Source organism: Maritalea sp. S77, from assembly GCF_049801075.1.
Lineage (GTDB): Bacteria > Pseudomonadota > Alphaproteobacteria > Rhizobiales > Devosiaceae > Maritalea.
Genome location: NZ_JBNAGG010000003.1, coordinates 102,438 through 123,998, shown reverse-complemented (window position 1 = coordinate 123,998; position 21,561 = coordinate 102,438). Strand labels below are relative to the sequence as shown.

The window sequence follows — 21,561 nt, the reverse complement described above, 5'->3', positions numbered from 1 at the left end:
CCGCTTAGACCCCGGATCAAGTCCGGGGTGACGTAAGAGCACTCAACAAAAATCTCTAATCCGCAAACCCCACCAAAAAGCCTGGTTCGTAATAGAACTCTTCAAGGTTTTCACCCGGCCCACCCCGATCAATCACCACAAAATCGCTGGTTTGCTCAAGGGTGGTGAGCACCCCGTGCCAGCAGCCCATCTTTAAATTGATGCCTTGGCCCGATTGGGTCAAAAATGCCTGCGGGGTGCCCGGCTTGCCTGCGCCATCAGGGGCAACAATCACCAAAAAAGGTCGTCGGCTCATGGGGATAAAAGCTTGCGAACCCAACGGATGCCGCTCCACCATCTTAAGGTGCAGCGGAATATCATAAGGCTTGCCGCGGAAAATATTCACCAGCGGCCGCGGTTCAACGCCGCCTAGCTCCACCGTCGCGAGATCATTATAGCGGGTGCACATGCCATTATTGATCGGAAAATGATCGGCCTTGTCCAAATCGATCACTTCACCAAATGGCGCAAAAGCCTCAATCGTCATCTGCTTGATGGGGATAAAGGGGACTTCCATCTATACCCCCAATTTCAGCTTCATGTGGCGATTGACGTCTTTATAAAGCAGATAGCGGAACGGCTCTGGCCCACCCGCATAGCAAGCCTGCGGACAAAAGGCACGCAGCCACATAAAGTCGCCCGCTTCCACTTCAACCCAATCTTCATTCAGCCGATAAACCGCTTTGCCCTGCAATACATAAAGCCCGTGCTCCATCACGTGGGTTTCCGCGAAAGGGATCGCGCCGCCCGGCTGGAACGTCACAATATTCACATGCATATCATGGGCCACATCACTGGGGTCCACAAAGCGCGTGGTGGCCCAAGCGCCATCCGTATCTGGCATCGGGATGGGATCGTGGTCATTCTCTTTGGTCACAAAGCTCTTTGGCGCATCGATCCCGTCGACCGCCTCATAGGCCTTGCGAATCCAATGAAACCGCAGCGGTGCATCTGAATCGTTCGCCAATTGCCAGTCCGCCCCAACCGCCAAATAGGCATATGACCCCACGTCCAGTTTGTGCTGTTCTCCGTCAAGCGTCAGCGCGCCTTCGCCCTCGGTCACAAACAAAACGCCTTCAGCGCTCGGGTCCGGCTCAGGCCGGGTGCTGCCGCCACCGGGGGCAACTTCCATCACATATTGCGCAAAGGTCTCGGCAAAGCCGCTGAGTGGCCGCGCAATAATCCAGGCGCGGGTATTGTCCCAATGGGGCAGGTTGGACGTGACAATATCGCTAAACACCCCTTTGGGGATCACTGCATAGGCATCCGTGAATTTCGCGCGATCGGTCAGCAATTGCGTTTGCGGCGGCAGGCCACCTTTGGGCGTATAATATTGGCTCATCTAGTCCTCCCCAAACATGTCTTTCAGCCGCAACAGAGCAATCCGCTCAACTTGCTGACACGCTGTCGTGAATTCTTCATCCCGATCATGATGCACGCGCTTTTTAAACTGTTCAAGAATCTGATCCTTGTTCAGCCCTTTCACCGCAATGATAAAGGGAAAACCAAACTTTGCCGTGTAAGTCTCATTTAACTCGCTGAAGGTGGCGCGCTCATCATCCGTCAATGCATCAAGCCCAGCACCTGCTTGCTCCTTGGTCGAGTCTTCAGTCAACCGTTTCGCCGCCGCCAATTTGCCCGCCAAATCCGGGTGCGCGTTCAACACTTTAAGCCGCTCGCTCTCCCGCGCTTTTCGAAACTGGGCCGCCAGTGCCGCATGTATGCCGATGGCACAATCATGTGCCGGACCAAGCTCAGATTCATAAGCCCGCTCTGCAATCCAAGGCGAATGCTCAAACATGCCACCAAATTGGTCCACAAAGGCTGTGCGGCTCATATTCACCACGTCAAATTTTGGTGCTGCATAGGGATGTTCCTGCATCCAATGGTGCGCAATATCAATACGCCGCGCCACCCAAACATCGGGTTTGGATTGGATATAGTCGAGAAAACGCCGTAGCGCCATAATCCGTCCGGGGCGGCCGATCAGGCGGCAATGCAGGCCGATATTCAGCAGTTTCGGCGCACCCCTTTCGCCCTCGGCATAAAGCGCGTCAAAGCTGTCTTTCAAATAGCAGTAAAACTGGTCGCCACTGTTAAAGCCCTGCACCGCAGCAAAACGCATATCATTTGTGTCCAGTGTATAGGGGATAATTAATTGTGGCTGTTGCGCCTCGCCACGGGGTGCCCGCCAATAGGGCAGATCATCCGCATAACTGTCCGACACATAATCAAAACACCCCATTTCTTGGGTCAGCGCCACCGTATGGTCCGAACAGCGGCCCGTATACCAGCCTTTGGGATAAGCGCCCGTGGCCTCATAATGCAGCTGGATCGCCTCTTTCATATGGGCGCGTTCTTCGGCCTCGGTGAAATCCTTATATTCGATCCATTTTAGCCCGTGTGAGGCGATTTCCCATCCGGCTTCTTGCATCGCCGCAACTTGCTCGGGCGAGCGTTTGAGCGCGGTGGCCACCCCATAAATGGTCAGCGGCATATCAAATTGGGTAAACAGCTCATGCACCCGCCAAAACCCGGCGCGCGCGCCATATTCATAGATGCTTTCCATGTTCCAATGGCGTTGGCCTTGCCATTGCTGCGCGCCCACAATTTCAGACAAAAAGGCCTCAGAAGCCTTGTCCCCATGCAACAGGCAGTTCTCGCCGCCTTCCTCATAATTGAGCACAAATTGCACGGCAATCTTGGCGCCATTCGGCCATTGAACCGCTGGCTTGCGGCGGCCATAGCCGCGCATATCCCGTTCATAGCGTTGCGGTTTATCGCTCATTTGCTCCACCCTTTATGCTGATATTTTTGCGTTGGCGAAATCGCACATTGCATGCACTATGCATGAAGCGATGATTTGCGCCTAGGGGGAAATGCCAGGCGGTGGTAATTTTTTGACCAATTGTTAAAATTTCTTGACAGAACCCCCAGAAACACGGCAAAAATGAACCTATAAGGGGGAGGTAGTTATGGCGACAGGTAAACTAACAACACATGTGTTGGACACAGCGCGCGGTTGTCCCGCGAGCGGCTTGCAGCTCTGCCTTTTTGAGCTAAACAATCACACTGCCGAGCAAATCTTGGAAACGCGCACCAATCATGATGGCCGCGTGGACGGCCCTTTGCTCGAAGGCACATTGAAAACCGGCACCTATGAATTGCGCTTTATGGTCGCTGACTATTTCAAAAGCCATGGCGTTGAAGAGCCGAATGGCGCGTTTTTGGATGAGGTGCCCGTGCGCTTTGTGATTGCTCAGCCAGATGCCCATTATCATGTGCCGCTTTTGGTGTCGCCATACGGCTATTCGACTTATCGAGGGAGTTAGTTTTGAACTTCGATTCAAAAATTTCTTTTTGGCTGAACGATGAAATTATAGAGCTAGAAAAGCTCAAATCAGACCAAACTTTACTTGATTTTTTACGTCTTGAAAAAACACTCCGCGGCACAAAAGAAGGTTGTGCCGAAGGGGATTGTGGTGCTTGCACCGTGCTGGTCGGGCGGCTGAAAAATGGCAAGCTGCGCTATCAGGCCGTCAACGCGTGCATCAGCTTTGTCGCCAGCCTGCACGGCACCCACATCGTCACCATCGAACATTTGAAGAGCGATCAGGGGCTGCATCCAATCCAGCAAGCCATGGTTGAACATCATGGCTCTCAATGCGGGTTTTGCACCCCCGGCTTTGTCATGTCGCTCTATGCCATGTGGATGGAAAATGCTGATCCGACCACAACCGAGATTGAGGAAGCTTTGCAGGGCAATCTCTGCCGATGTACGGGCTATCAGCCCATCGTCAAAGCCGCGCGGAATATCACAAAATTTGGCAGCTTAGAGCAGGATTTTCTGGTGAAGGAACGCCAGCAAAATATCGACCGCTTGCAAGCGCTGGAAAATGACACGCCCATCGCCATTGAGAGCGATGGCGACAAAATCTTTGTGCCCAAGACCAAGGCACAATTGGCCGAAATCTACACAGCACACCCAGATGCAACTTTGGTGGCTGGCGCGACAGATGTGGGCCTCTGGGTCACCAAATTTATGCGCCCGATCACCCCTTCCATCTATCTAACAGCGCTCCGTGATTTTGATGCGGTAGAGGAAAAAGATGGTCAGCTGATCATCGACGGCGGTGTAACCTACACTGATCTGCTGCCACTGATTGATGAAAAGCTGCCGCAGCTCAGCGCCTATTGGCGGCGCATTGGGGGCGCACAGGTGCGCAATATGGGCACCATCGGCGGCAACATTGCCAATGGCTCGCCCATTGGTGACACACCGCCAGCACTGATCGCATTGGGCGCAACCATTACGCTGCAAATCGGCGAAGAAACCCGCCAATTGCCATTGGAAAAATTCTTTATCGAATATCGCAAGCAAGATCGCGCGCCCGGCGAGTTTGTGGCACAAATTCAAGTGCCCTTGCCAAAATCAGATGCGCACTTTGCGGCCTATAAAATTTCCAAGCGCCGGGATGAAGATATCTCCGCCGTCGCCGCTGCGTTTTACCTTGAAACCGAGGGCGACATGATCAAGACAGTGAGCATCGCCTATGGCGGCATGGCAGGCGTGCCTAAGCGCGCGGACAATGTAGAAGCTGCGCTGAACGGCCAACCGCTCACCCGCGACACATTTGAAAATGCGCTGGATGCTTTTGATCAGGATTTCACCCCGATGAGTGATATGCGCGCCAGCGCGGCCTATCGTCAGCAAGTGGCGAAAAATCTGCTGCTGCGCTTTTATGATGACCATTTTGGCGAGGCGGAGAGTTTAGACGCGCTGCGCCAAGCCGCTTTGGTGGAGGTGAATTGATGCGTTCAAAGCAATCAGCCCTGGGGCCAAAGCCTCACGAATCCGCCCACAAACATGTGGCCGGTGCCGCCGAATATCTGGATGACATCAATGAACCGGCGGGCACGCTGCACGCCTATATCGGCCTCAGCACCATTGCAGCCGGCACCATTGAAAGCATGGACTTCACTGATGTGTTGGCGCACCCGGATGTGCTCGGCGTGCTCACCGCCAATGACATTCCCGGCGCCAATGATGTCAGCCCTACGGCGCTGCATGATGATCCGATCTTCGCCGACATAGACGTGCAGTTTCTCGGCCAGCCCATCTTTGCCGTGATCGCCACCCACCGCGATGCGGCGCGCCGTGCGGCAAAAAAAGCCAAGATCTCCTACCAGGAAAAACCTGCGTTAATTGATATTCGCGCAGCTGAAGCGGCAGGTGGTGAATTCGTCACCCCGCAACTCACTTTGAAAAATGGTGATGTAAAAGCGGCGCTGGAAAAAGCGCCCATGCGCCTTAAAGGCGAAATGGAAATTGGCGGGCAGGATCACTTTTATCTTGAAGGCCAAATTGCTATGGCCATTCCGGGGGAAGACGATAATGTGAAAGTCATTTCCTCCACCCAGCACCCAACTGAGGTGCAGCATATGGTGGCCCATGCTTTGGGCACACACCAACATGCGGTGAATGTGGAAGTGCGGCGCATGGGCGGCGGTTTTGGCGGCAAGGAGACCCAGGGCGCTTTGTTCGCCTGCGTGGCAGCCATGGCCGCGAAGAAATATAAGCGCGCCGTGAAAATTCGCCCAGATCGTGATGATGATATGGTGATGACCGGCAAGCGCCATGATTTCCTCGCCACCTATGAGGTGGGTTTTGATGAAAGCGGCAAAATCCATGCGCTGGATGCGGACTTTGCCGCCCGCTGCGGTTTCTCCGCTGACCTCTCCGGCCCGGTAACCGACCGCGCCCTGTTCCATGCGGACAATTGCTATTTCTTCGAAAACGTCGAGCTGCGCTCGCGCCCGCTGAAAACCAACACCGTGTCCAACACCGCTTTCCGCGGCTTTGGCGGCCCGCAGGGCATGATCGGCGGCGAACGGGTGATTGAAGAGATCGCCTATAAGCTGGGCAAAGACCCGCTTGAGGTGCGTCGCGCCAATTTTTATGGCCCGAACACAGGCAACATCACGCCTTATCACCAGATTGTCGATGACAACATCATCGCTCAAGTGGTGGACGAGTTGGAAGAAAGTTCTGACTATCAGGCCCGACGCCAGAAGGTGCTGGTCTTCAACAAGACCCACAAAAATCTGAAGCGCGGCATTGCGCTCACCCCGGTTAAGTTCGGCATTTCCTTCACGGCCACCTGGTACAATCAGGCGGGCGCTCTGGTGCACATCTATAAGGATGGCTCCATCCTGCTCAATCATGGCGGCACGGAAATGGGGCAGGGGCTATATTCCAAAGTGGCGCAAGTGCTGGCCGATGAATTGCAGGTCGATCCGGCCCGCGTCAAAGTCAGCGCCACCCGCACCGACAAAGTGCCCAACACCTCCGCCACCGCCGCCTCATCCGGCACCGATTTGAACGGCATGGCCGCCGCCGATGCGGCGCGGCAATTAAAGGCCCGGCTGGTGCGTTTCGCCGCCGACAAATTCAAGATCGAAGAAGCGGACGTCAAGTTCGGCTACGAGCATTTGGATTGCGCGGGCAAGCAAGTGCCGTTCGAGGAACTGATCGCCGCCGCTTACATTGAGCGCGTGCATCTGTCCGCCGCTGGGTTCTACAAAACCCCCGACATTCACTGGAACCGGGAAACCGGCCGCGGCACGCCTTTCTATTATTACGCCTATGGCGCCGCCGTTTCCGAAGTGGTGATCGACACCCTCACCGGCGAATATTTTGTCGATCGCGTGGATTTGCTCCATGATGTGGGCAACTCGATCAATGAGGCAATTGATCTGGGGCAGGTTGAAGGCGGCTTTATTCAGGGCATGGGCTGGCTCACCACCGAAGAACTCTGGTTCTCCGACAAAGGTGAGCTGAAAACCCACGCGCCCTCCACCTATAAAATCCCGCTGGCGTCCGACCGGCCGCGCACCTTCAACACCAAGTTGGTCACCTGGTCGAAAAATGAAAAGCGCACCATCAAGCGGTCAAAAGCGGTGGGCGAACCGCCCTTTATGCTCGCCGTGTCGGTGCTGGAAGCCTTGTCCATGGCCGTGGCCAGTGTGGACGACTATAAAACCTGCCCGCGCCTTGATGCTCCGGCCACGCCAGAGCGCGTTTTGATGGCGGTGGAAAGGTTGAAAGGGCAGCGCTGATGAAGGCGATTTCCGATTGGCAACAATTCTGGGCACAGGCGAAGGGCGAAGCCATCTTGGTGGAAATTCTCGCCATCAAAGGCTCCACCCCGCGCGATCTTGACGCCAAAATGGTGGTCAGCGCGTCAGATGTTTTTGGCACAATTGGCGGCGGCCAAGCCGAATATATGATGATGGACGAAGCCCGCAAAATGTTGCGGCACGGCCAAACCCATCGCGAGATCGATTTGCCGCTCGGTCCGCAAATCGGCCAATGCTGCGGCGGACATTTCACCTTCTCCCTGCGTCGCTTGGATGCATACGCGGCGCAAATTTTCGAACAGAATTTACGCGACGAAGCTGAAGCTTTCACGCCAATCTATATCTTCGGTGCAGGCCATGTAGGTCGCGCTTTGACACAGGCGCTAAAGCCTCTGCCGTTCAAGCCGATCTTGATCGATCAGCGCGCCGAAGAACTGGCCAAAATAGACGGCATTGAAAAACGCCTTAGCCCGCTGCCGGAAGCTGAACTGCGCGCTGCGCCAGAGGGGGCAGGCGTGGTGGTGCTCACCCATGATCATGCGCTAGACTTTATTATTACCGGCGAAGCCTTGGCCATGAACCGCTTTTTCTATGTCGGCATGATCGGCTCAAAATCAAAGCGCAATACTTTCCGGTCGTGGTTGGCCGATGCCTATCCAAAGGCGCCATTCGATCAATTGGTGCTACCCATTGGCGGTGCCAAGGTCAAAGATAAACGGCCCGAAGTGATCGCAGCCTTGGTGGCGGCAGAATTGATTGAGCAACAGGCAGCGCAGGCACAAACAGCCGAGGTGAAATTAGGGGGCGAATATGCCAGATAGTGCAATTTTTTATGAATGGATCGCCTTTGGCGTGCGCTGGTTGCATGTGATCACCGCCATTGCGTGGATCGGCTCCAGCTTCTATTTCATCGCCTTGGATTTGGGCCTTAAACCCAACCCGAAATTGCACAAGGGCGTGCGCGGCGAGGAATGGCAGGTCCATGGCGGCGGCTTCTATCACATTCAAAAATATATGGTCGCGCCCGACCATATGCCCGAACATTTGATTTGGTTTAAGTGGGAAGCCTATACCACCTGGCTCTCCGGTTTCGCCATGCTCGCCATTGTCTATTATGTCGGGGCGGACCTTTATTTGATCGACCGCAATGTGATGGATATGAGCGTGCCGCTCGCCATCTTCCTGTCGGTGGCCTCCATCGCCGGGGGCTGGATCATTTATGATCTCTTGTGCAAATCACCCATTGGCAAAAGCGATACGGGCCTGATGGTGCTGCTGTTTGGCGTGCTGGTCTTTATGGCCTGGGGCTACACCCAAATGTTCACGGGCCGCGCCGCATTGCTGCATTTGGGCGCGTTTACCGCCACCATCATGTCGGCCAATGTGTTCTTCATCATCATCCCCAATCAAAAAGTGATCGTGGATGATTTAAAGGCGGGGAAAGAGCCTGATCCGGCCTTGGGCAAACAGTCCAAACAGCGCTCCGTGCACAATAATTATCTCACACTGCCCGTGCTGTTTTTGATGTTGTCGAACCATTACCCGCTGGCCTTCGCCACCCAATATAATTGGGTGATCGCCTCGATGATCTTTTTGATCGGCGTGCTGATCCGCCATTTCTTCAACACAAAGCACGAAAGCGGCAAGTTTTTGGGCTGGCCATGGTTCCTATCTGCGGTGCTGTTTATTTTGATCATGTGGTTGTCCACCAATCCAAAAATTTCGGGGCTTACCGAAGATAAAATGGCCACCCTCAATGCCGCGCCCTATATGGCATCGGCTCAATTTGAAGAGGCGCGCGACACGGTGTTGGGCCGTTGCTCCATGTGTCACACCGAGGAGCCAGTGTGGGATGGGGTGCATCAAGCGCCGAAAAATGTCATTTTGGATAATGACCAAGCCATTGCCGCTTACGCGCAAGAGATTTATATCCAAGCCGGGCGCAGCCACGCCATGCCGCCGGGCAATGTGACCTACATGTCAGCGGAAGAGCGCGAGCTGCTTGTGGCATGGTATGAAAGCGTAAATCAGTAGGACCGATCAATATGAGTGAAAAACTAGTCCGTGGGCGCTTGCTAAGCTTCCACGCGAAACCGCAGGCGCGCGATGATGAAAGCGCCTATCGCTATATTGAGGATGGCGCTTTGATGGTGCGTAATGGCACCATTGCGGCCATGGGCGCCTATGATGAGGTGAAAGCCAAAGCCGACAAAAATGTCCAGATTGACGATCATCGCGGCAAGCTGATCCTACCGGGCTTTATCGACCCGCACATTCACTTCCCACAAATGCAGGTGCTGGCGTCCTATGCTGGGTCACTGCTAGAATGGTTGAACACTTACACCTTTGTGGAAGAGCAACGTTTTGGCGATGCGGTTCATGCCGCGCGGATCGCAGACCATTTAATTGATGAATTCATCCGCAATGGCACCACTACCGCCAGCGCCTTTTGCTCGGTGCATCCCGGCTCCGTCGATGCCTATTTCAGCGCCGCGTCCCACCGCAATATGCTGATGCTGGGCGGCAAAGTGATGATGGATCGAGAAGCGCCAGAAGCGCTCACTGACACGCCACAATCCTCCTATGACGACACCAAAGCTGGCATTGAAAAATGGCACGGGCTGGGCCGTAATTATTATGTGATCACCCCACGCTTCGCCATCACCTCCACCCCAGAACAGTTGGAAGCCGCAGGGGCGTTGGCGAAAGAATTTCCAGACCTGCATATTCAAACCCACTTGAACGAAAACAAAAACGAAATCGCCTTCACCAACGAGCTTTATCCTGAAGCGGGTGACTATTTCGGCATCTATGAAAAATATGGGCTGGTGGGCGACAAATCCTTGTTCGGCCATTGCATCCATATGAGCGACCGCGAGCGCGACGCCATGTTTGACACCAATTCCGTAGCCGTCTTCTGCCCTACATCAAATATGTTTATCGGCTCCGGCCATTTTGATTGGCAAAACATGGAAGGCGACCAAAAACAGGGCCGCATTGGCTTGGCCACCGATATTGGCGGCGGCACCTCCATCTCCATGCTGCGCACCATGGATGAGGGCTACAAAGTGCTGCAACTACAAGGCCAGCGCCTACCGCCTTTGGTTAGCTTTTACCAAGCGACATTAGGCAATGCCGAAGCCCTCTCTCTGCAAAACCGTATCGGCACTTTGGACGAAGGCAGCGATGCCGACTTTATCGTCCTCGACGCCGCAGCAACCCCGGTGATGAAGCTGCGCATGGAAACGGTGCACGATCTGGAGCAAGAGCTGTTCCTCCTGCAAACCATGGGCGACGACCGTGCCATCGTAGAAACCTATGTCGCCGGGGAAGCGCTGAAGTCGAAACTGGCTGGCTAACATCCCCAGCCGCCGTCCCGGCCTTGAGCCGGGACCAAATATCAATGCAAATATAGGCAAGTAGGCCCCAGATCAGGTCCGGGGCGGCACGGTGGGGTTGTGGCGCTCTGCGGCTCATGTGAGTTTGTTTCTGTGTGAATCATCTGCCTACGCTCCACCGTCATTACCGGACTTGATCCGGTAATCCATGCAGCACCAACGGTTACACAGGCGTGTCACTTATTGTGTGACACGCACTTCACTTCACAAAATCAAACGCATCCACATCAAACAGCCCATAATCTGTCATCTTCAAATGCGGAATAACCGGCAGCGCCAAAAAGGCCACCTGCAAAAACGGCTCAGGCAGCGTGCACCCCAGCCCATGCGCCGCATCGCGCAGCTTCTCCAAAGCATGGGCCACTTCTTCAAACGGCAGCTCGCTCATCAGCCCGGCAATAGGCAGAGCCAGCTCCGCCAAAATCTTCCCTTCATGCGCCACGCAAAAGCCACCGCGCATTTCGATAATGCGGTTGGCGGCAGCGCTTAGATCATCCGGGTTGGTGCCCACCAAAGTGATGTTGTGGCTGTCATGGCCTACCGACGACGCAATCGCCCCCTGTTTCAGCCCGAACCCTTTCACAAACCCATGGCCAATATTGCCATTCCTGCCGTGCCGCTCCACCACGCTCACCTGAATAGCGTCCTGCGCCGGGTCTGGTTGCAAAATGCCGTCCTCGCGCGGCAACACGCCCTCTTCACGAAAAGTGAGGATCAGCCCTGGCTTAACCCCCATCATCGGGGTCAGGTTTTTGCCTTCGCTAGCGGGCACTTTAAACTGATCGGGGCAAGTCTTTTGCGCTTTCATCGAATGAAGCCCAATCGGCTCAAGCGAAGGCCGCGCCGCAAAAGCGGCTTCATCCACCAACTGGCCAGATTTGACCACATCGCTCACCGCGCACTGCTCTAAATCATCCAGCAGCACGATGTCCGCCAGCCAGCCCGGCGCGACAATACCCCGATCATCAAGACCGAAAATTCGCGCCGCTGAATGGCTTGCTGCGCGATAAACATGATGCGTCGGGCAGCCTTTTGCGATCAGGCGCCGGATCAAGCTGTCCAAATGGCCTTCTTCATGAATATCCAACGGATTGCGGTCGTCAGTGCATAACGCCATAAAGCTGGAGCTTTCCGCGGTCAGCACCTCGGCCAGCGCATTCAAATCTTTCGACACAGACCCTTCGCGGATCAAAATCGCCATGCCTTTGCGCATTTTCTCCCGCGCTTCGTCAGCACTGGTGCATTCATGGTCCGTGCGGATTTTGGCGGCCAGATAGCCGTTTAAATCCATGCCGCGCAGCAATGGCGCGTGGCCATCAATATGTCCATCCTGAAACGCCAGCAGCTTGTCGAGCACTTCATCATTGGTGTTGATCACGCCGGGAAAATTCATAAATTCTGCCAGCCCGATCACGCTCGGATGGTCGCGATAGGGCAGCAAGTCCTCGATCAGCAATTCCGCGCCAGATGTCTCAAACGCTGTGGCAGGCACGCAGGAGGAAAGGTTGACTTTAATGTCCATCAGGCTGCGTTCAGACGCGTCGAGAAAATATTTGATTCCGTCTGCGCCCAGCACATTGGCAATTTCGTGGGGGTCGCAAATAGCGGTGGTCAGCCCATAAGGCAACACACAGCGGTCAAACTCCATTGGCGACACCAGCGAGCTTTCAATGTGCAAATGGGTGTCGATAAAGCCCGGCACCGCATAGCGCCCCGCGCCATTAATTTCCCGCTCGCCGTCATAGCTGGCATGGGTACCTACAATCCGGTTGCCGACAATGGCGATATCGCTGGTGGCGATGTCCCCGGTGATGATGTCGAGCAAGCGCACATTTTTGATCACCAGATCTGCTTTGCGTTTGCCCGCACCCGCTTGGATCATTCTGGCCAACTCTGCCTTATCCATCGCCTGCTCCCCCACTCAATTATTTTATCGTTTGGTCAAATATTATAAACGGTATAGATCCAATAGAAAAGGGCGGATCAAAAGACCCGCCCTTAAACTTAACCAAGCTTTTCAGCCTTATTGAGGCAATTGATCGTCAACGCCTTCAACATAGAAGTTCAAGCCGAGCAAAACGCCGTCTTCAGCTTCTTCGCCTTCAGCCAACCAAACAGAACCATCTTGTTTGTTCACTGGGCCGGTAAATGGCTTCAACTCGCCTGAAACGATGGCCGCCTCTGTGGCTTCCGCCATGGCTTTCACATCGTCTGGCATGTTGGTGTAAGGCGCCATTTCAAGAATACCTTCTGCCAAACCATCCCAAGTTGATTGGCTTTCCCAAGTGCCGTCCATCACATCTTGCACGCGCTTGATATAATATGCACCCCAAGTGTCCACGATCGCAGTCAATTGAGTTTCTGGGCCGGCAGCAATCATGTCAGAGGCTTGGCCGAATGCTTTGATGCCGCGCTCTGCTGCCACTTGCATTGGAGCGGTGGAGTCAGTGTGCTGGGTCAAAATATCAACGCCTTGGTCGATCAGGGCTTTGGCCGCATCGGCTTCTTTACCCGCATCAAACCATGAGTTCACCCAAACCACTTTCAGTTTGAAATCTGGGTTCACGCTTTGGGCACCCAAAGTGAAAGCGTTGATGCCTTGCACAACTTCTGGAATTGGGAATGAACCGATATAACCCGCTACGCCTTTTTCGCTGGTTTTCGCAGCGATTTGGCCGAGAATATAGCGACCTTCGTAAAAGCGTGAGTTATAGCTGGTTACGTTTTCTGACGTTTTATATCCAGTGGCATGTTCAAACTTCACATCAGGGAAGCGCTCAGCAACGGCCATTGTTTGGTCCATAAAGCCGAAGCTTGTGGTGAAGATCAATTCACAGCCAGAACGGGCGAAACGTTCAATAACGCCTTCAGCCTGTGGGCCTTCTGCCACGTTCTCAATGAAAGGCGTCTCAATCTTGTCGCCAAAATGTGCTTGCAGTTCCTGGCGGCCAATATCGTGGGCCTGGGTCCAGCCACCGTCAGTTTTTGAACCAACATAAACAAAGCAAACTTTCATGGGGTCTTCTGCCAAAGCAGAAGCAGCCATGCCAAGCGACATTGCGGCAACGCCAGCAAGTCCGATCAGCAATTTTTTCATCTCTTCACCTCCGAGGTTTGATTTGGCAACATGCCAAACTTTTATTGTTTATCGATCAGGCACAAAAGGCCGACCAAGCATTGCGGGCGTGTTGATCAACGTCGCCCGAACATTCTGTGAAATCAGCACCAGCACCACAATGGTCGCCAAAAATGGCAACGCGGTGAGCAATTGTGAGGGCACTGCAATTCCCAACGCTTGCGCGTGTAATTGTCCAATAGATACCGCACCAAATAGATATGCGCCAGCTAAAACGCGGGCGGGCCGCCAAGAGGCAAACACCACCAGCGCCAACGCAATCCAGCCGCGCCCAGCAGTCATATTTTCCACCCATTGTGGCGTGTAAACCAGCGACAAATGTCCGCCCGCCAGCCCCGCACATGCGCCGCCAAACATCACCGCCAAATAGCGATAGCGCAACACGGGAATGCCCAGTGCATGGGCCGAATGGTGGTTATTGCCAATGGAGCGCAAGGTTAGTCCTGCGCGGGTGCGGAACAAAAACCAGCTCACGCCAAACACCAGCGCGATGGAAATATAAAAGATAGGATCTTGGCCAAAAATAAGCGGCCCGATCAACGGAATATCGGTGAGCACGGGCAAATCCAAATTTGCCAGTTTCTTGCCCGCTTGGCCCACAAATTGCTCGCCCATCAGGCTGGAGGCACCTAGCCCCAAAATAGTGAGCGATAGGCCCGTGGCCACCTGGTTGGCCGCCAAAGTCAGCGTGAGAAAAGCGAACAATAAGGACGTGATCGCGCCCAGTGCAATCGCCGCCAACACGCCTAGCCATGGGTTGCCTGTTAGGCTGGCCACCACAAAGCCGCCAACCGCGCCCATCACCATCATGCCTTCAACACCAAGGTTCAACACGCCCGACCGTTCAACCACCAATTCGCCAATCGCGGCGATCAAAAGCGGTGTTGCCGCGGTGGCAATGGTCAACAAAATGGCTTCTGTCATGCCCATTATGCGGCTCCCTTATGCGCAGCGCCAAAAGTCAGGCGGATTTTGTAAAGAATCAGCGTGTCGCAGGCGAGCACGAAAAACAGGATGAGACCTTGGAACACACGTGCAATCTTGTCGGATAGTCCAAGGCTGATTTGCGCCGCTTCGCCGCCCAAATAAGTAAGTGCCAACACAAGGCCAGCCACAATGGCCCCAATAGGGTTCAACCGCCCCAAATAGGCGACGATAATGGCGGTAAAGCCATAACCGGGCGACACGGTCGGCCGCAATTGCCCGGTGGCCCCTGCCACTTCGATAATGCCCGCCAGCCCGGCGCAGCCGCCCGCCAAAAGGAAAGAGAAAAAGATCATCTTCTTCGCATCAAACCCGGCAAATTGCGCCGCCTTTGGACTGGTACCGATCACCTTCACCTCAAAGCCCTTCAGGCTTTTCGCCAGCATCACGCCAAGGGCAATCGCCACCACAACGGCAATCACAAAGCCCCAATTGGCGCGACCATCTGCAGGCATCATTTCGGGAATTCGCGCCCATTCATGGAAGCGACGAGATTCAGGAAAATTCAGGCCTTCTGGGTTGCGCCATGGGCCGCGAACCAGCCAATCGAGCAACATTTGCGCTACATATACCAGCATTAGGCTGGTCAAAATCTCGTTGGTCTTAAACTTGGCCTTCAAAAGTGCCGGAATAAAGCCATAGAGCATGCCGCCGAGAATGCCACAAATCAGCATCAGAGGTAGGATCAAAAAATTCTGCACATCAGGCAGCAAGATGGGCAAGGCGGCACCAAAAATGGCCCCAACAATCATTTGCCCTTCTGCGCCAATGTTCCAATTGTTGGATTGAAAGCAAATGCACAACCCCGCGCCAATCAGAATAAGTGGTGCAGCTTTGATCAACAGTTCATGCACGCTCCACATCTCAGAAACGGGCTCGATGAAAAAGGCATAAAGCGCCCGATCTGGCGCTTTACCCAGCGCAGCAAACATGATGGCGCCCGCAATCAAAGCCAAAAATAGACCCAATAGGGGGGATAGAATGCGCATGGCGGGGGCGGGGGCGCTGCGCTTGATCAGTTCCAGTCTCATACGTGCGCTCCCTCTGCAGGCACAAAGGCCCCGGTCATTTTCAATCCAACCTCATTGCGGTTGGTTTTGCTGGTGGGCACAAATTCTGAAAGCTCACCCTCTGCCATTGTCGCTAAGCGATCTGAGATTTCAAACAGCTCATCCAAATCCTGTGAGATCACCAAAATTGCGGCGCCAGTTGCCGCAAGATCAATCAAATTTTGCCGCAGTTGCGCAGCGGATCCAGCGTCCACGCCCCAAGTGGGTTGGTTCACAATCACCAATTTTGCCCCAGCCATCACTTCGCGGCCCAGCACAAATTTTTGCAAATTCCCACCAGAAAGTGACATGGCCGTCGGGTCATCATTGCCTTTGCGCACATCAAACATTTCGGCAATTTTGTCTTTGATTTTCTTTGCCGTGCCGTGGCGGATAAACGGACCGGATTCCAAATCTTTCTCCAGCCCATGGCGGGTCAACACCACATTGTCCGAAAGGCTCATTTCAGGCACCGCCCCATGGCCAAGCCGTTCCTCTGAAACAAACATGGCGCCCAATTTGCGGCGTTGCAAAATTGAACGTTGCCCCACCGGATCACCGTCAATGGTGATCATGTCCGGGGCCGAGGTGCGTTCGCCAGATAAAACCGCAAACAATTCATTTTGTCCATTGCCAGCAATCCCTGCAATGCCGGCAATTTCGCCCATGCGCACGCTGAAATTGATGTCTTTCAAGCTGGTCTCAAATCCGGTGAGTCCGGGGGCGGAAAGCCCTTTCACATCCAACACCACTTTCGTGTCGTCGCTGCTGGTGGCGCGGGGAGAGATTTCATGAATGTCATCGCCCACCATCATCTTCGCTAGGCTTAGTGGCGTCTCATCAGCAGGGATGCAATCAGCCACCACTTCGCCATGGCGCAAAATGGTCGCGTTCTGACAAAGCGCCTGCACTTCGGCAAGTTTATGGGAGATGTAAAGAATGGCCGTGCCTTCGCCTGAAAGCCGCCGCAGCACTTTAAACAAATCTTCCGATTCTTGCGGCGTAAGCACCGAAGTCGGCTCGTCCAAAATCAGCAATTTGGGTTCTTGCAGCAGGCAACGCACAATCTCCACTCGCTGACGTTCGCCAACAGAGAGGTCGTGAATGCGGGAATCAGCTTTAAGTGGCAAACCATATTCTTTCGATACAGCCTCAAGCCGTGTCGCAATGTCTGAAAGTTTTTGATCTTTTGGCATAGCCAGTGCGATATTTTCCGCCACTTTCAACGCATCAAACAGCGAGAAATGCTGAAACACCATGCCAATGCCAAGCGCCCGCGCTTCCGCTGGGTTGGCAATGTTCACTGCTTTGCCCTGCCATAAAATGCGGCCCTCATCTGGCTGCAAACTGCCATAAAGCATTTTCACTAGCGTGGATTTGCCAGCGCCATTTTCGCCCAACAGGGCATGGATTTCCCCTGGTACGATCGTTAAATCAATACGATCATTGGCTTTAAAACTGCCATAATATTTGGAAATGCCGTCAAGCTGAAGCAGCTGCTTCTCGCCATTTTGCGTCATATCATCCCGCCCGAATGCCCTCGTTGGTAGAGATTATGACGATTTCGTGATTTATGCGCAAGTTACTTGAAAACAATTGTGGATAATTTGACCAATTGGCAAAATATTGTTCGGTTTTTTACACCTTATAGCCAATCCGCAAGCCACCCCAATGTTGCCCTTCAATATAGATTGGCACGGAGGCATCCTTCATCAACACAAATTCGCCATTGCCCATATCGCGACGATAGGTTTGCACCAGAAACGGTTTGGTGTTTTGCCCCGCTGAAAGTCCGGTGCGGTCATTAAAAATACGCCGATTGCGGCAATTGGCAGCGTTCCACTCCGCATCATCGGTAGGTGGCTTTGAATAAATCACATTGTGGGTAGGCAAATAGCCGTTCACATCAATCGCCGCACCAAATACGATGCGCGGGTCCGCTTGCTGCACTTTTTCAAAAATAGGCTGCCAATGGGCATCAGTCCAATCCACATATTCGGTGAAATATTGCACCGGATTGGTGTTGGGAATTTGCTTATATTGCCGATCAAATGCGGCGCGCTTGCTCAATTGTCCCTGTGCAATTGCATCCTGCATCTGTGCTTCAATTTGCCGAGCAGCCTTCTCACAAAGACGAATGATCTTGGTGTCGCTGGTTTCCACGCCTGATTGGGCAATAAACACCATCAAATCTTCCGAAATATCTAAAATGGAATCGGCGCGGCCCTGCAATTGGCCAAGCTGATTTTCAAAATGTTTCACGCTTTGGTCGAGGTCACTCAATTCCTGATTGATGGATTTCGACGCATGAATATTTTCATCCACCGGGGCTTTGAGCCCTTCAATGTCTTTCACAAGTTTTGAAACGCTTTGCGAAAGATTGGTCAATTGCGTGCTCGCCTCATGGGCGGCCGCGCTTTCCTCAATGGCTTGCGTGGCGCTTTGCGCGCTGGAGTGGCTGCGCTCTTGCAAATTGCTCAAAACACTCACCAACTCTTCAAGGCTTTGCGCGTTCTGGTCGGCAAAGCCCTGAATTTGATCGGCAAGCGTTTTCACTGAAGCGGCGATCACGGCAAAGCCGCGCCCGGCATCTCCCGCCCGCGCTGCTTCCACACTGGCGTTAAGCGATAAAAGTTGTGTTTCGCGCGCAATCTGCCCTATGGCGCGGCTCGCCACGCGCACTTCCTGCACATTGCCGTCAACGCTGCCAAGGCTCTCTTTCAAATTGAGGCTATTGGCGCTCAATTCTTGCATACGATTATTATTTTTGGTGATCGTATTTTGAATTTGCGCCGTGCTGGCGGTGAGGATCAGTTCGGCCTGCTCGGCAGATTGCGCCGCCTCCGCCATGGAGCTGGCCAGCTTGGTGCTGGTCGTTAACACCTGATTAGACGTACGGGTAACTGTGCGGATATTTTGGGCTTGTTGCACGCCGAGGGCAGCCAATTCGTTGGCCACACCATTTACGTCAGCAATTTCAATGCCTAGCCGCTCAACCCGATGGCCAATATCTGCCATAGTTTGGTCGTCGACCAAGTTCGATTCTATATTTGCTGTCGCGCTCACCATAAAGGCGTTCTCCCCCGCACATGCGCGGGAGTTTAGTTCAAGAATGGTAACGAAACGTTTACGTTAATTAATTCTGAACAGAAGAAGGCCGCCACTTGGGCGACCTTGATGCATTTTCAACAGCTTCTTTGATTTACGAGAAAATCATCAACGGCTTTTCCAGCAATGATTTTACACGCTGGATAAACACCGCCGCGTCATATCCATCCACCACGCGATGGTCGAAGCTGGAGGAAAGGTTCATGATTTTGCGGGGCACAAATTTCTCCCCATCCCACTTCGGCATGGTCATCATTTTGTTGACGCCCACAATCGCCACTTCCGGATGGTTGATCACCGGGGTGTTCACAACCCCGCCCAGCGCCCCCAGCGAGGTGATGGTGATGGTTGAGCCGGTCAGTTCTTCGCGTTTGGCGCTGCCATCCTTGGCCGCTTGCGCCAACCGGGCGATTTCTTTCGCGCTCGACCACAGGCCGTGATTTTGCGCATTTTTCACCACAGGCACCATCAAGCCATTATTGGTTTGTGCCGCAATGCCCACATGCACATGCTCAAACTGGTGCACAATGCCATTATCATCGTCAAAATGCGCATTGATGCCGGGCTGCTCAGAAAGTGCGGTCACCATCGATTTCATCAAAAATGGCAAAAGCGACAGTTTGGTTTGCGTTTCATCCTTTTGCGCGTTCAGGCTTTGCCGCAACCCTTCCAGTTCGGTCACATCAATTTCTTCTACGTAAGTGATGTGCGGAATGCGGGCATTGGCCACGCTCATCTTTTCCGCAATCATTCGCCGAAGGCCCACCACTTTCACGTCTTTGGTTGGCTCATTGCCGGTGCCTGCATAAGGCGCGGCAGGCTTGCTCGCGGCGGCGCTGCCACTCTTGGCCTGCTGACTCAGTAAATAGCGGTCCAAATCTTCATGGCTGATGCTGCCTTCCGGTCCAGTGCCCGAAAATTGGCTCAAATCCAGATTGAGGAATTTGGCGCGGTTGCGCACAGCAGGCGCCGCCAACACTTTTTCGCCAGATGCACGCGGTGGCAACATTTCTGCCTTGCTGTCCGCTTCTGGAGTTGCGGCGGGCACTGCACCTGGTTCCGGCGCGATATCATTTTCAATCACATGAATATCCGCTTCATGTGACCCGCTTTCGCCCTCCAAAGTCGCCAGCTTCACAATTTCCGACCCAACGGAAACCACATCGCCGACCTCTGCGCCCAACCAGGTGATTTCACCTTGCACGGGCGAGGGGATTTCAACGGTGGCCTTGTCGGTCATCACTGCACCAAGCACTTCATCCTCTGCGACCATGTCGCCAACTTTGACGTTCCATTCCACCAGTTCAGCTTCGGCAACGCCTTCGCCCACATCTGGCAGCTTGATCACATAGCCGCCTTTGGCTGCGCTTTTCGGCGCATCATCGGCGGGTGCTTCTTCTTGCTGTGCAACAGGGGCAGGTGCAGTTTCTTCAGCCTCATCCTCATCGCCGACGGTGGCAAGCTTCACGATTTCCGATCCAACAGAAACAATGTCGCCCACCTCGGCACCCAACCAAGTGATTTCACCTTGCACCGGCGAGGGGATTTCAACGGTGGCCTTGTCGGTCATCACTGCGCCGATCACCTCGTCCTCGGCAACCACGTCACCCACTTTGACGTTCCATTCCACCAATTCAGCTTCGGCAACGCCTTCGCCAACATCGGGCAGTTTGATAATATGCGTACCCATTATTGTGCCTCCACTGCGCGTTTAAGCGCCTTGCCAACTCGTTTCGGGCCGGGGAAATAGTGCCATTCCTGCGCGTGCGGATAAGGCGTGTCCCACCCCGCAACACGCAACACTGGCGCTTCCAAATGTTTGAAACAGTGCTGCTGCACCAGCGCCGCCAATTCAGCACCAAAGCCAGAGGTCAATGTTGCCTCATGCAGCACCACGCAGCGCCCGGTTTTCTCCACCGATTGCACAATCGTGTCCAAATCGAGCGGCAATAGCGAGCGCAGATCAATAATCTCCGCATCAATACCTTGTTCCTTTGCTGCCGCTTGGGCCACATAAACCATGGTGCCATAAGCGAGGATGGTCACATCCATGCCCTTTTCCACCACATTGGCTTTGCCAATCGGCACCGTGTAATGTCCCTCCGGCACTTCGCCCTTTTCATGCTTGGCCCAAGACGTCACTGCATTTTCGTGGTGCCCGTCAAACGGACCATTATAAAGCCGCTTCGGCTCCAAAAAGATCACTGGATCATCATCTTCAATCGCCGCGATCAACATGCCTTTGGCATCATAAGGGTTAGATGGGATCAAAGTTTTCAACCCGCTCACATGGGTGAAAATGGCTTCCGGGCTTTGCGAGTGCGTTTGCCCGCCAAAAATACCGCCGCCCGTGGGCATGCGGATCACAATCGGCGCGGTGAACTGCCCGTTGGAACGGTGTCGAATCCGTGCCGCTTCCGAAACAATCTGGTCATAGGCTGGCAGTACATAGTCGGCAAACTGGATTTCAATACAGGGCCGCTTGCCATAGGTCGCCATGCCAATGCCCGCGCCCACAATGGCGCTTTCATTGATTGGCGCATCAAAGCAGCGATGCTTACCATATTTTTCTTGCAGGCCCTGGGTGCAGCGAAACACGCCGCCGAAATAGCCCACATCTTCACCGAACACGACCACATCTTCGTCCATGCCCATTTTCACATCCATCGCATCGCGGATGGCTTCAATCATCGTCATGCGTGCCATG

Annotated in this window: 17 protein-coding genes; 6 read left to right on the top strand and 11 right to left on the bottom strand. The window is 53.9% G+C overall.

All coding sequences use genetic code 11. The features are described from left to right. Positions 1-55: 55 nt before the first annotated feature. The 3 genes from ACP15Y_RS11385 to puuE are packed head-to-tail and all read right to left on the bottom strand — an operon-like array spanning position 56 to position 2,827. Complete coding sequence (locus tag ACP15Y_RS11385) at positions 56-556, bottom strand: ureidoglycolate lyase (RefSeq protein ID WP_424983207.1); 501 nt, start codon at positions 554-556, stop codon at positions 56-58. Further along, on the bottom strand, positions 557-1,381 hold the full coding sequence (locus ACP15Y_RS11380; RefSeq protein ID WP_424983205.1) for a bifunctional allantoicase/(S)-ureidoglycine aminohydrolase: 825 nt from the start codon (positions 1,379-1,381) through the stop codon (positions 557-559). It abuts the gene before it with no gap. Continuing rightward, the gene (puuE, locus tag ACP15Y_RS11375; RefSeq protein ID WP_424983204.1) at positions 1,382-2,827 is read right to left on the bottom strand and encodes an allantoinase PuuE; all 1,446 of its coding nucleotides are present in this window, start codon (positions 2,825-2,827) and stop codon (positions 1,382-1,384) included. A 187-nt stretch (positions 2,828-3,014) separates the two neighbouring features. Between puuE and uraH the strand changes: the two genes are divergently transcribed. From uraH to guaD, 6 genes are read left to right on the top strand one after another with little or no spacing between them, the layout of a single operon-like run. Continuing rightward, positions 3,015-3,371: a hydroxyisourate hydrolase gene (gene uraH, locus ACP15Y_RS11370; RefSeq protein WP_424983203.1), complete on the top strand. Its 357-nt coding sequence runs from the start codon at positions 3,015-3,017 to the stop codon at positions 3,369-3,371. A 2-nt stretch (positions 3,372-3,373) separates the two neighbouring features. Beyond that, positions 3,374-4,852: a xanthine dehydrogenase small subunit gene (gene xdhA, locus ACP15Y_RS11365; protein WP_424983202.1), complete on the top strand. Its 1,479-nt coding sequence runs from the start codon at positions 3,374-3,376 to the stop codon at positions 4,850-4,852. After that, positions 4,852-7,158, top strand: coding sequence for a xanthine dehydrogenase molybdopterin binding subunit (xdhB, locus tag ACP15Y_RS11360; protein ID WP_424983201.1), 2,307 nt, complete (start codon positions 4,852-4,854; stop codon positions 7,156-7,158). The genes xdhA and xdhB overlap by 1 nt, the downstream gene beginning before the upstream one ends. After that, positions 7,158-8,000 (top strand): xanthine dehydrogenase accessory protein XdhC, encoded by an 843-nt coding sequence (gene xdhC, locus ACP15Y_RS11355; protein ID WP_424983200.1) that lies wholly within the window; start codon positions 7,158-7,160, stop codon positions 7,998-8,000. Before xdhB ends, xdhC begins: the two co-directional genes overlap by 1 nt. Continuing rightward, on the top strand, positions 7,990-9,213 hold the full coding sequence (locus ACP15Y_RS11350) for a urate hydroxylase PuuD (RefSeq protein WP_133573637.1): 1,224 nt from the start codon (positions 7,990-7,992) through the stop codon (positions 9,211-9,213). The genes xdhC and ACP15Y_RS11350 overlap by 11 nt, the downstream gene beginning before the upstream one ends. An 11-nt stretch (positions 9,214-9,224) precedes the next feature. Continuing rightward, positions 9,225-10,538: a guanine deaminase gene (gene guaD, locus ACP15Y_RS11345; RefSeq protein ID WP_424983199.1), complete on the top strand. Its 1,314-nt coding sequence runs from the start codon at positions 9,225-9,227 to the stop codon at positions 10,536-10,538. 238 nt (positions 10,539-10,776) lie between these two features. Here guaD and ade read toward each other — a convergent pair whose 3' ends face one another. From ade to ACP15Y_RS11305, 8 genes are all read right to left on the bottom strand, one after another. Beyond that, positions 10,777-12,483: an adenine deaminase gene (ade, locus tag ACP15Y_RS11340; RefSeq protein WP_424983198.1), complete on the bottom strand. Its 1,707-nt coding sequence runs from the start codon at positions 12,481-12,483 to the stop codon at positions 10,777-10,779. A 117-nt stretch (positions 12,484-12,600) separates the two neighbouring features. Beyond that, positions 12,601-13,674: a BMP family ABC transporter substrate-binding protein gene (locus ACP15Y_RS11335; RefSeq protein WP_133573640.1), complete on the bottom strand. Its 1,074-nt coding sequence runs from the start codon at positions 13,672-13,674 to the stop codon at positions 12,601-12,603. Between the two features lie 48 nt (positions 13,675-13,722). Continuing rightward, on the bottom strand, positions 13,723-14,643 hold the full coding sequence (locus ACP15Y_RS11330) for an ABC transporter permease (protein WP_424983197.1): 921 nt from the start codon (positions 14,641-14,643) through the stop codon (positions 13,723-13,725). Then, positions 14,643-15,728, bottom strand: coding sequence for an ABC transporter permease (locus ACP15Y_RS11325; RefSeq protein WP_424983196.1), 1,086 nt, complete (start codon positions 15,726-15,728; stop codon positions 14,643-14,645). The genes ACP15Y_RS11330 and ACP15Y_RS11325 overlap by 1 nt, the downstream gene beginning before the upstream one ends. Next, positions 15,725-17,266 carry an ABC transporter ATP-binding protein gene (locus ACP15Y_RS11320; protein WP_424983195.1) on the bottom strand — a complete coding sequence of 514 codons (1,542 nt, stop codon included), beginning with the start codon at positions 17,264-17,266 and terminating at the stop codon, positions 15,725-15,727. The genes ACP15Y_RS11325 and ACP15Y_RS11320 overlap by 4 nt, the downstream gene beginning before the upstream one ends. Positions 17,267-17,384: 118 nt before the next feature. Next, a complete protein-coding gene (locus ACP15Y_RS11315; protein ID WP_424983194.1) occupies positions 17,385-18,815 on the bottom strand; it encodes a methyl-accepting chemotaxis protein in 1,431 nt (476 codons plus the stop codon). Between the two features lie 133 nt (positions 18,816-18,948). Further along, the gene (locus ACP15Y_RS11310; RefSeq protein WP_424983192.1) at positions 18,949-20,544 is read right to left on the bottom strand and encodes a 2-oxo acid dehydrogenase subunit E2; all 1,596 of its coding nucleotides are present in this window, start codon (positions 20,542-20,544) and stop codon (positions 18,949-18,951) included. Further along, positions 20,544-21,560: an alpha-ketoacid dehydrogenase subunit beta gene (locus tag ACP15Y_RS11305; RefSeq protein ID WP_424983191.1), complete on the bottom strand. Its 1,017-nt coding sequence runs from the start codon at positions 21,558-21,560 to the stop codon at positions 20,544-20,546. The genes ACP15Y_RS11310 and ACP15Y_RS11305 overlap by 1 nt, the downstream gene beginning before the upstream one ends. Position 21,561: the final 1 nt, after the last annotated feature.